Here is an 11,084-nt window from a genome sequence, read left to right as displayed (position 1 = left end):
ATTCGGGATTTTTCATTTTCAACTTATTCCGGTTTACACCGTAATTTTCTTACCGCGCTTGCGTTCTGCCTCGCGAAGCAGCATTTTCCGTAAACGGATGCTCTTAGGCGTTACTTCTACGAATTCATCGTCTTGGATAAATTCAAGAGCTTCTTCCAAGGTAAATTGACGAGGAGGAATGATCCTGGCCTTGTCATCAGCACCTGAAGAGCGCATGTTAGACAGTTTTTTGGTTTTGGTCACGTTGATCACCAAATCCGATGGGCGGTTGTTTTCGCCAATCACTTGTCCTTCGTAGATTTCTGCACCCGCTTCAATGAAGAAACGGCCACGATCCTGAAGGTTATTGATAGAGTAGGGGATCGCCTTACCTTGTTCCATACTGATCAGCGAGCCATTCAAACGACCAGGAATCTCTCCCTTCATGGGTTGGAATTCCTTGAATCGGCTGGTAATGATGGCTTCACCCGCAGTTGCTGTGAGCATATTGGAGCGCATTCCGATCAAACCACGGCTAGGAATCTCAAATTCCAAAATCACCCGATCACCTTTAGGAAGCATGCTCAGCATAATGCCTTTGCGTTGGGTCACCATGTTGATTGCAGTACCACTTACAGCTTCCGGCAAGTCGATGGTCAATTCTTCGATGGGCTCATGCTTCTGGCCATCAATCTCTTTGATGATAACCTGAGGCTGTCCGATCTGCAATTCGTATCCTTCCCGACGCATGGTTTCGATCAAAACCGAAAGGTGAAGAACACCACGACCAAATACGCGGAAACAGTCTGGCGTTTCGGTTGGCTCAACACGCAGTGCGAGGTTTTTCTCTAATTCGGCCTCCAAACGGTCCTTAAGGTGACGAGAAGTAACGAATTTGCCTTCCTGACCAAAAAATGGAGAGTCATTGATATTGAAAGTCATACTCAGGGTAGGCTCATCAATAGCAATGGTAGGCAGTGCTTCTGGAGCTTCTGCATCCGCAATGGTATCACCAATATCAAAGTCATCTACACCGAAAATAGCACAAATATCACCTGCCTGAATTTCGTCTACTTCCAAACGACCGAAACCTTCGTATTCATAGAGGTTTTTAATACGGTGTTTTTCCATGCTGCCATCGCGCTTGACCAGTGTAATCTGCTGGCCTGCTTTCAATTTGCCGCGACTCAGACGACCAATGGCGATACGGCCAATGTAGCGAGAGTAATCCACACTGGTTACCAGCAACTGGGTATTCCCTTCCTCTACTTTTGGTGCGGGGACATATTCCAAAATAGCATCCAACAAGGGCAGGATATTATCGGTTTGGGTTTCCCAAGTGGTGTTCATCCAGCCAAATTTGGCGGAACCAAAAATGGTAGGGAAATCCAACTGGTCCTCCGTGGCACCGAGGTTGAACATCAGGTCAAAAACCTTTTCCTGAGTTTCTTCAGGGGTACAGTTGGGCTTGTCTACTTTGTTGACAACAACGATGGGGCGCAGACCAAGTTCGAGGGCTTTTTGAAGTACGAAACGCGTCTGTGGCATCGGTCCTTCAAAAGCATCGACCAAGAGCAGCACACCATCGGCCATGTTCAATACCCGCTCTACTTCTCCACCAAAGTCGGCGTGACCAGGGGTGTCAATGATATTGATCTTTGTGCCCTTGTAGGTAATGGAAACATTCTTGGAGAGAATGGTAATACCACGTTCCCGTTCCAGGTCATTGCTGTCCATGATTAATTCACCGGGAGTCTCATGGTCGGAAAAAAGCTTTCCTGCCAGTAGCATCTTATCAACCAAGGTGGTTTTGCCGTGGTCAACGTGAGCGATAATGGCAATGTTGCGCAAATCTTTCATATAGGTAATTATCACTTTGGGGAAGTAAGCAAAACTGGATTGTGTTGGTTACCACCAAATCGGGCGCAAAGGTAACTCTTTTTAGCTATTTCGAGTGGGCTCTGGTGAAAATAAATCGTTTATGAAAGTTATTTTAACTATTTGATAATTAGCTTGTTGAGAAGAATTCACTTTCAATAGTGGTTGATTCCTGAGAAAAGTTCGTGAAATCATTTTTCGCCAAATTATAACGCGTATTTCCTGGGAATGGAAGAAGTTATTTTGTTGGCACCATTGCTTATTGTTCTACGCTGGAAGTTTGAAAAATGGCTGCTTGGAAGCGACTTAGCTGTTGCCGGAATTCACGATCCAGGTCCGCATCCAGGATACCCTCTTCCTTATTGAAGTTATTTCCAAAAAACGGCAGCGAGAAATCAAGGAGGATATTGCTGTTCATGAACTTGAACTTGTTGATGGCAATATCCAATACTGTTCGCCCCCCACGAGCACCCGGAGAGGTTGCCATTAATAGCATGGGTTTGCTGGCCCAAACATCCTTTTCGATGCGGGATATCCAGTCGAGGATATTCTTGAAAGCAGCCGTGTAAGCACCATTGTGTTCGGCAAAAGAAATGATAATACCATCACTTTCGCGAAGATGTGCTTTAAACTGAAGGGCTTCTGTGGGGAAACCGGTCTCTTTTTCTCGGTCGATACTGTAGATGGGCATCTCGAAATCATTCAGATCGAGGATATTTACTTCGGCGTTCGCTATTTGCTGCGCAGCAAAAATGGCTAGTTGCTGGTTGATGGAGTGTTTGCTATTGCTTGCGCCGAAGGCGACTATCTTGGGGGTGTTTTTCATAATGTGGATGTCTAAACAAGAATAGATGTAGATACATTTAATAAGGCAAACAGCATTTACTTAAAAAGAGTTTTATGATTTACAGTGTATCTTTGCCACTGCCATCTTTTTGATGAACACCCTAAATCATTTGCTGGTCAGAGCTTGCGATTGTCCAGCAACAAGAACCTTGTTTATGCGCTATTTTTTGCAACTTTCTTACGACGGTACTGACTATCGCGGCTGGCAACGGCAGGATGGCGTCGTAAGTGTGCAGGAAACATTGGAGAACGCCATGGAGAAGGTGTTGAAAGTACCGATCAATATTATTGGTTGTGGACGAACAGATGCGGGTGTACACGCCAGTAATTATGGTGCTCACTTTGAGGCTGATGTGAGCATGACCCCACAGTTATTAACTCACTTGAATTATGCTTTGCCAGAGAGTATTGCTGTTCACAAGTGCTTAGAAGCGGAAGCACAGTGGCATGCGCGGTTTAGTGCTACGGAGCGTAAGTATGTTTATCAGTTGCACACCAGCAAAAACCCTTTCCTTGGTCGGTTTAGTACGCTTTTCCCATGTGAACCAAAAGATTTAGATTGGGTAAATATGGAGGCAGCATTAAAGGCCTTGTTGCGCTATGAGGAGTACCGTAGCCTTTGCAAAGCCCCAGATCGACATAAGACAACCCATTGTAGCATCACGTCTGTGTCCTTGGAAGGTGCTGGTAAAGAACAGTTTGCCTTTCATATTTCGGCCAATCGCTTTTTGCGCGGGATGATCCGGATTCTTGTTGCTCAATTGCTAGATATAGGTTTGGGGAAAGAAAGTGCGGCAGCATTTGAGCACCGGCTGTCACGAAGCGAGCGACCACAATATTTTAGGCTGGCTCCGCCCCAGGGGCTAAGCTTGGTAGAGATCAAATACCCTTTCTTGTGAAAATGTTTTATTTTTAATTGAATAATATTTTTTGTTTTTAAATAATTTTTCTTTTACCTTTGCGAAGTAACAGAAGGAGGTGACGTTCCAAAAGTTACTCAGAGGTAAACTTCCCTCGCTTGTCGGCGAGAAAAATCAGCGTTTTTTTTTGCGTATTGCTTGGCTGCTTCCCTAGTGGGAGCAGAGATAGACGCACGCCCTTAATGGTCATTGGGCCAAGGGGCGGTTTCGGAGATCTGGCAAGAGGGTGGGCCCTCCACTTGGGGCCCTTGAGCTTCTTCCTCATCCCCCTGTTTTTTCTCCCAGTGCAAATCTATGGCTACTCATCCGTCACTGATGGCAACTCGTCGATTTGCTTTGTTTTCCCCGCAACATTCCACCGATATTGTGGTCATTATTATAAATCACACCGACAGTTATGAAAAACATGATTACTTTTTTGCTAGTCGCCTTAGGGGTGCTAGTACAAGCACAAGCGCAAACAGCTAGTATCAAGGGGCAACTGCAAACCCCAGAAGGCGAAGCTGTTGTATTTGCTAATGTAGCGCTCTACAATACTGCTGATAGCAGTTTGGTAAAGGTAGAGACGACCGACGAAACCGGCATCTTCCGAATCAAGGGTTTAGCCGCTGGCCGTTATAATCTCTCTGCTACCTACGTAGGCTCAGCTGATCTTTGGCAGAATGACATAGACCTCAGTGCCAACCAACAACTGGATTTGGAAATTCTAAAGTTTTCTTCCACATCAATAGATTTGGCAGAAGCGACGGTTACCGCAACCAGAGCACTGGTGGAAGTAAAGCCAGATCGTACGGTCTTTAATGTCCAGGGCACCATTAATAGTACCGGAGCAGATGCCATTTCCCTTTTACGGAAAGCTCCTGGTGTTACCGTGGATAACAATGACAATATTAGCGTACTAGGCAGGGCAGGCGTACTCTTGTATGTGGATGGAAAGCGCTTGCCTCTCACCGGACAAAACCTCACTTCCTATCTACAGAATCTTCCGGCAGAACAGATCGATCATATTGATATCATCTCCAATCCAGGTGCAAAATACGAAGCTGAAGGCAATGCCGGAATCATTGATATCCGTTTGAAAAAGGATAAAAATCTAGGTAGCAATGGCTCCTTAAGCGGTACGTATAGCCAAGGGCGGTACGCTCGTATCAATGGCAGTGCCAGTGGTAACTATCGCAATAAATGGATGAATCTATTCGCAACGGTGGGTGCTAACGACGGAGAAATGTATAACAACATGGATTTTTTTAGTACCCAAAACGGTATCCAGCTCGATGAAACCAACCGAATGCGGAATAGCTTTCAAAGTGCGAATGTACGGCTGGGAACGGATTTTTTCATCAATGATCAACACACGATCGGCTTCTTGGTAAGTGCTAACGATTTTTCTGGCGAACATTTAGGTTACAACCGTATTGCAATTGCTAGTTTGGAAACGCCTGGTATTATTGATAGTGTTCTTATCTCCGATAATGTATCTAATGATATGCGCCAACAGCAAACCTATAATATCAATTACCGTTTCGATAACAATAAGGGACGTACCGTCAATATAGACTTAGACTACGGAAATTATGACAACGATAGCGAACGGTCTCAGCCCAACCGCTACTATGATGCCCAAGAACAAGTATTATTGACCGAATTGATTAATGCTTTTAATACGCCTACTCAAATTGATATCTACACTGGTAAGCTTGACTATGAGCAGGATCTATTGGGTGGTAAACTTGGTTTGGGTACCAAATTGAGCCGAGTTGCTTCCGACAATACGTTTTTAGTATTCGATGTTCAAAATGGGGTGTCGGTTAGAAATGACCGCTCTTCAAACATCTTTGATTATCGCGAAAATGTCTATGCTGGTTATGTCAGCTTTTCGCGGCCGATCAATGAAAAATGGAATTTTTCAGCAGGTTTACGCGCTGAGCAAACAGATGCGGAGGGTAACCTACAGCCTTTTGAGGAGGATTTAAAAGAACCCCCAGTATTGCTAAATTACCTCAGCTGGTTCCCCAATGCAGGACTTACTTGGCAGGTTGCACCCACCCATAGTCTTTCGCTGAACTACGGCCGGCGGATCAATCGCCCAGATTACAACGTATTGAATCCTTTCAATAATCAGTTAAGTCAGTTGTCTTATGAGAAAGGTAATCCTTTCCTCCAACCAGAAATTGTCAACAATGTAGAGTTGAGCTATACCCTCAAATATCGCTATAACTTTAAATTGGGATACAGCCGCACCGTCGACCAGATCACTCGCTTGATAGCACCGGATGAGTTAGATGAAAGGGCCAGCTTCATTACTTGGGCTAATCTGGCTGACCAGACGGTTTACAGTATGAATATCAGCGCACCTTTTCAGGTGATGGAAGGTTGGAATTCTTATATCAATGTTAGTGCCTCCCATATAAATAACCAAGCTGATTATGGCGGTGGTGCCATCGTCGATGTGCAAGCATTCACTTATTCGATTTACCAGCAGCAGACCATTGATCTGCCAGGTGGATTTAAAGGAGAAGTTTCGGGTTATTATAGTGGTCCGGGTGTTTGGGGCGGAGTATTTGTCTACGAGTCCAGCTGGAGTCTTGACCTGGGTTTACAAAAGAAATTTCTCAATGACCAGCTTAATGCTCGCCTCAGTGCAAGTGATCTTTTCTACGAGACAGGTTGGGACGGTGTCTCAGAATTTGATGGCCTGATTTCAACAGGTGGAGGCAATTGGGACAGCCGCCGGATTAGTCTGAGTCTGAGCTATAATTTTGGTAATCAAAATGTGAAGTCTCGTCGCCGAAATACAGGCTTAGAGGATGAAGCTAAGCGATTAGGAAATTAGTAAGACAAAAAAAGGAGAAAGCTTGCCATTAAAGCAAGCTTTCTTCTTTTTATAGAATAAAATCTACTCCCTCTTTGACCATTTTCTGGTAATTGTCAGCATTAAACTGGTAGAGGTAGGCCCCTTTTCGGGAACCAGATTTGTCCTTTTCCTCAAGTTTGTCTAGCAGGCCCATGGAGAGGATTTTCTTTCGAAAATTCCGCCGATCCAATTCTTTTTGGTAGATCGCTTCGTAAAGGAGTTGTAGTTGAGGAATAGTGAATTTCTCGGGCAGTAGTTCAAATCCTATCGGGCTGTAGCGTGCTTTAGTGCGTAATTTAGCCAAAGCATCTTGCACCATTACATTATGGTCGAGCATCAGTGGAGGAATATCCTTAAAGTCAAACCAGTGGGCTTGATGGGTTTCTACTTTGTTGAGCGCTTCATCTTCCAAATGAATCAAGGCAAAATAAGCTTGAGAAATAACCCTCGCACCAGGGTCTCGCTCGGGATCACTGTACAAAGCCAATGGATCCAAAAAAATATTCTCTAAGCCAGTATGTTCCTGTAGTACTCGAATTGCAGCAGCAGAGGTGCTTTCATTTTCCTTTACAAAGCTCCCAATTACTGACCAAGCTCCAAGGAAGGGATCTATTTTTCGCTTGAATAACAATAACTGTAGCGTAGACTGGTTGAACCCAAAAATAATGCAGTCTACGGCTACTAATATTGGCTTAGCGTGTTGGTAGAATCGGTTATCCTGTGGAGGCTCCATAATGAGAAAGGGAAAAGAGTTGTGAGTCTCAAAGATAAACGTTTATTCTACACTTGTCGGTGCAGGGTTAAATCCTTTTACTGCTTCCGGCAAATGCCGAAAGTCCAGCTTAGGGATGCTTTTTAGACAGCCTCCGCAATTGAGGTAGGACAAGGCTGAGGTTCTATGTTTATTTCCATAAATTTTAGAGGATAAATTTTGAACGATGTTGTAAGCCTGGTGTACATAGGTGCAAAAACTATAGAATACCATGCGTGTTTTACTCCTTTTTTCACTGTTGACGATGTTCTTTCAACAAGGTAGTGCCACCACGCCGGAACCAATTAAACCGCTCTCAAAAGTCATCCATTCGCTGGATTACTACCAACAACAAGCTCAGCTTTGGTCAGCGGAAACACAGCAACATCCAGAGCAGGCAGATGCCTGGCTAAATTATTATACGGCGGCTCGCAACATCAACGTCTTGCAAGGATATGCCGCTTTTGATTTGGAGAGCATCCTTGCAGAAGTAAAGGCGAATATTCCAAGGTCTTTTGAAGCCCATTATCTCACTTATTGGCAGAGCAATCTCTTCGAACGAAATTATGAAGCATTGCTGAAAGCACATGAGATTGCTCCTGATCGCATGGAACTGGCACACGATTTTATTCACTATTACGAAGTGAAGGGAGACCTGGCCAATTATGCCCTTTGGTGTGAAAAATATTTCAGAACCGGCGAACTAAGCTCGGGTATTCTGAGCTGGAATTATAACGCACTTGCCTCTGTTCGGTCCAATGGTGTATTGCTGACACAAGGAGATAATGATACTTATCCGGCCTGGGTATTACAGATGGTAAGAGGCGTTCGCCGCGATGTTAGGATTGTCAACCTTTATCTACTGTTAGCAGAAAGGGAATACCGGAGCCGAGTTTTTGCGGAATTGCAGGTGCCCGATACCTTCGAACGCCCACAGGAAGCGACGATCAATACCCAATTGGAACTTTTACTTCGCCACGTATTACAGTATTGTGCTCGTCCAGTCCACTTGGGCATCGCTACTCCTGCGTCTCAACGCAATGCTTTTGATAGTGAACTTTATCTTACGGGACTGGCCTTTGAACACAGCCAACAATATTTGGACAATGTCCGTCTTTTGCGGCAGAATTTTGAGAACAGTTTTTTAACGGAACAGTTAGAAAACCCACTCTATTACGATCCTTCTCAGTCGGTGGTCGATCATATGAATATGAATTATATTCCTGCGCTGGCGATTCTTTATGATTTATATGGAAAGGAAGGGGCCCAGGAAGAAGCCGAAGCTATTGCTAATATGGCACTACATATCGCTGGTCGCGCCGATAAAACCCAGGAAGTAGCAGGGATTTTTCGACAAGAAACAAAGACGGTTCCTGCAACGACCAAGATAGATTTACGCGCGCAGGACAAGGAAATGTATCCTGTAAAGGGTGCTTTGTATGCCTCTGCATACGAAGTCAGCAATGCACAATACCATGTGTTTTTACAGGATTTATTGGAAGCCAAGCAATTTGATTTATTAGCTGTTTGTAAAACCGAAAACATTGATTGGCTGTCACTTTTACCGGAAGCATATCGCGAATTGCCAATGTCGGTTCTTTTTGATAGTGGCGGCAATCCTGATGATGGAAATCACCCGATTACTAATATTTCCCACGAGGCAGCTATAGCTTATTGTGAATGGCTCACGCAGGTTTACAATGCTTCTGACCATCGCCGTAAGCGTTTTCAAGAGGTTCGCTTCCGTTTGCCCACTGTCGAAGAATGGGAACTAGCCGCTAGGGGAGGAGCTACTTACGAGGCTCCTTACCCTTGGGGTGGTCCTTATTTTCGCAACGCCAAAGGATGCTATCTTTCTAACTTTAATCCGTATCTGGTAAGTTTGAGTGAGAAAGAACCCTTGTTTGGTCCTGCAATGGAGAACCCGGAGTCGCCGGGAGATGATGGTGCTTATTTCACCGCTCAGGTGGATGCCTTCTTTCCTAATAACTTTAACTTGTACAACATAAGTGGGAATGTGGCAGAGATGACGCAGACAAGCAATGCCACCAAAGGCGGGGGCTGGCTAGACCCTTCTTATTATACCCAAATCGGGGTTACCCAAACGGCAGTATTGCCAAATCCTAATACAGGTTTTCGCATTTTTATGGAAGTGATCAAAGAATAGGTGTTTAGCAATTATTCTAAATGGACAGATGAAAAGCTGATGCGGCAGATTCAGAAAGGCCGGGAAGAAGCTTTTAACGTACTGTACGAAAGGTACGGTACCAAGCTATATACCTATTTTTGGCGTGCCTTGGCACAAGAGAAGGAAGTAGCTGAAGATTTCACCCAACAGCTTTTCTTGAAACTTATTGAGCAGCGTGCATCATACGATGCGCGCCGTACTTTTAGTACTTGGTTGTTTACCATTGCGTCCAACATGGTGAAAAATGAATACCGCAGACGAAGTCGACTGACAAAAAACGTGAGCCGCTATTTTCAGGAAGATATGCACTTTGAGATACCTTCACTGAGCCAGTTGGATACTGAGTACCATCAAGCACAACTCAATAAAGCGATGAACCAATTGGCCGAAAAGCACCGACAGGTTTTCTTACTTCGCTATCAGGAGGAGATGAGTGTAAAAGCCATCAGTGAAGTTGTTGGTTGCCCGGAAGGTACTGTGAAATCCAGACTGTTTTATGCCGTGAAGTATCTGGCCAAGGAATTGGAAAATATTCGTTATTAAGCCGCCACAGAAAACAAAAGGAAATGGAAGATTTTGAAAAATTAGAACATTTGCTACTCAATAAGCCCTACGAAGAACTTACGCCCTCTGAAGAGAGTTGGCTCGCGGTGCAAGGGATTGGGCGGGAAGCGTTTCATCAACAAAGAGAAGTACTGCTCTCCATGAAACAGCATTTTTTAAGCAAAACGCCACGAGTAGTGCCTTCACCTAACGTTTTCCGTGAGGCCTTAGCCGTACAGCGGAAAGTGCGGAATAGCCGCCAGAGAAGCATCTGGCTGGTGGGCTCTGCAATGTTAGTCATCGGTTGTGTTATTGGTTGCTGGTTTGGTGCAGCAAAAGAGAGCACTCTTCCAGAAGTAAGTAAAGCTTTGCCCGTAAGGGAAATAATTAGAGATACCGTATTTGTGAAACAAGCACCTCAAGCGCTCGTTCCTGCTCGGGTGATCTACCGCGATCGTATTCAGAGAGATACCATTTACATCCCCATGCCCATTGCTAATAGTGTTTCGACTGAAGAACTGGCACGTGATGTACTGTCCGTGACTACAGTAAAAGATTTGCCAGACTTGTCGCGCAATGCCAGAGAAACGGAAGCTTTGCTAAAAGTATTGGTGCAAGTATACTAAAAAAGCCTTCCGGGGGAGGGAAGGCTTTCAATTTTCTATTTGGTTAAGCAGGTACTTCTATTGATACCTGTCAGGGTTACCGGAGTTGGAAGTGCTGGATCGTTTGGCGGTTGACTTGTGGGTGCGATACCAAATCGACGTTCAGCGTACAATTTTCGTAATTCAAGGCGTAACGTTCGCGGACGGCATTGCCCATTTTAGAATTACTGATGGAGTTGAGGCCCAAAAAATGTCCCGCCTCATCGGCGAAACTTGTCATTAAATCTTTAACGGCATTAAGCGCATTGCCGTCGGTGTTTTGATTGATTAATCTTGCTGTTAAGGCAAGTTTGATTTTACGGGTATTCATGTTCAAATGGTTTCAAGAAGTGGGTATCAATATTTGATTAAGAAACTTGGATTCCTGCCTTTATGTTGTCTGTAATGTTTTAAAGCTTTGTTAAAATTTCTTAAAAACACTAAAAACAGGAACTTTTGTCGCCTCTGCACCTATTTACGA

9 protein-coding genes are annotated in these 11,084 nt (G+C 44.5%); 5 read left to right on the top strand and 4 right to left on the bottom strand.

What is annotated here, in order from left to right:
- Positions 1-33: 33 nt before the first annotated feature.
- Both typA and AB0L18_RS27210 read right to left on the bottom strand, forming a co-directional pair.
- Positions 34-1,839 carry a translational GTPase TypA gene (typA, locus tag AB0L18_RS27215; protein WP_367390478.1) on the bottom strand — a complete coding sequence of 602 codons (1,806 nt, stop codon included), beginning with the start codon at positions 1,837-1,839 and terminating at the stop codon, positions 34-36.
- 277 nt (positions 1,840-2,116) lie between these two features.
- The gene (locus tag AB0L18_RS27210; RefSeq protein WP_367390477.1) at positions 2,117-2,683 is read right to left on the bottom strand and encodes an NADPH-dependent FMN reductase; all 567 of its coding nucleotides are present in this window, start codon (positions 2,681-2,683) and stop codon (positions 2,117-2,119) included.
- 175 nt (positions 2,684-2,858) lie between these two features.
- Between AB0L18_RS27210 and truA the strand changes: the two genes are divergently transcribed.
- Together truA and AB0L18_RS27200 are read left to right on the top strand one after the other, a co-directional pair.
- Positions 2,859-3,602, top strand: a complete 744-nt coding sequence (truA, locus tag AB0L18_RS27205) for a tRNA pseudouridine(38-40) synthase TruA (RefSeq protein WP_367390476.1) — start codon at positions 2,859-2,861, stop codon at positions 3,600-3,602.
- Positions 3,603-4,029: 427 nt separating this feature from the next.
- Positions 4,030-6,456: a TonB-dependent receptor gene (locus AB0L18_RS27200; protein WP_367390475.1), complete on the top strand. Its 2,427-nt coding sequence runs from the start codon at positions 4,030-4,032 to the stop codon at positions 6,454-6,456.
- 49 nt (positions 6,457-6,505) lie between these two features.
- Here the strand turns inward: AB0L18_RS27200 and AB0L18_RS27195 are convergent, their stop codons facing one another.
- Positions 6,506-7,210 carry an NUDIX domain-containing protein gene (locus AB0L18_RS27195; RefSeq protein ID WP_367390474.1) on the bottom strand — a complete coding sequence of 235 codons (705 nt, stop codon included), beginning with the start codon at positions 7,208-7,210 and terminating at the stop codon, positions 6,506-6,508.
- Between the two features lie 250 nt (positions 7,211-7,460).
- Between AB0L18_RS27195 and AB0L18_RS27190 the strand changes: the two genes are divergently transcribed.
- The 3 genes from AB0L18_RS27190 to AB0L18_RS27180 are packed head-to-tail and all read left to right on the top strand — an operon-like array spanning position 7,461 to position 10,585.
- Positions 7,461-9,395 (top strand): formylglycine-generating enzyme family protein, encoded by a 1,935-nt coding sequence (locus tag AB0L18_RS27190; RefSeq protein WP_367390473.1) that lies wholly within the window; start codon positions 7,461-7,463, stop codon positions 9,393-9,395.
- 39 nt (positions 9,396-9,434) lie between these two features.
- Positions 9,435-9,959: an RNA polymerase sigma factor gene (locus AB0L18_RS27185; RefSeq protein ID WP_367390472.1), complete on the top strand. Its 525-nt coding sequence runs from the start codon at positions 9,435-9,437 to the stop codon at positions 9,957-9,959.
- A 23-nt stretch (positions 9,960-9,982) separates the two neighbouring features.
- Positions 9,983-10,585, top strand: a complete 603-nt coding sequence (locus AB0L18_RS27180) for a hypothetical protein (protein ID WP_367390471.1) — start codon at positions 9,983-9,985, stop codon at positions 10,583-10,585.
- Between the two features lie 76 nt (positions 10,586-10,661).
- Here the strand turns inward: AB0L18_RS27180 and AB0L18_RS27175 are convergent, their stop codons facing one another.
- Positions 10,662-10,934, bottom strand: a complete 273-nt coding sequence (locus AB0L18_RS27175; protein ID WP_367390470.1) for a hypothetical protein — start codon at positions 10,932-10,934, stop codon at positions 10,662-10,664.
- Between the last annotated feature and the right edge of the window lie 150 nt (positions 10,935-11,084).

The organism is Lewinella sp. LCG006, from assembly GCF_040784935.1.
In the GTDB taxonomy this organism is placed as follows: Bacteria; Bacteroidota; Bacteroidia; order Chitinophagales; family Saprospiraceae; genus Lewinella.
Note: the sequence above shows the minus strand (reverse complement) of the source record. Positions and strands in the feature narration are given on the sequence as shown.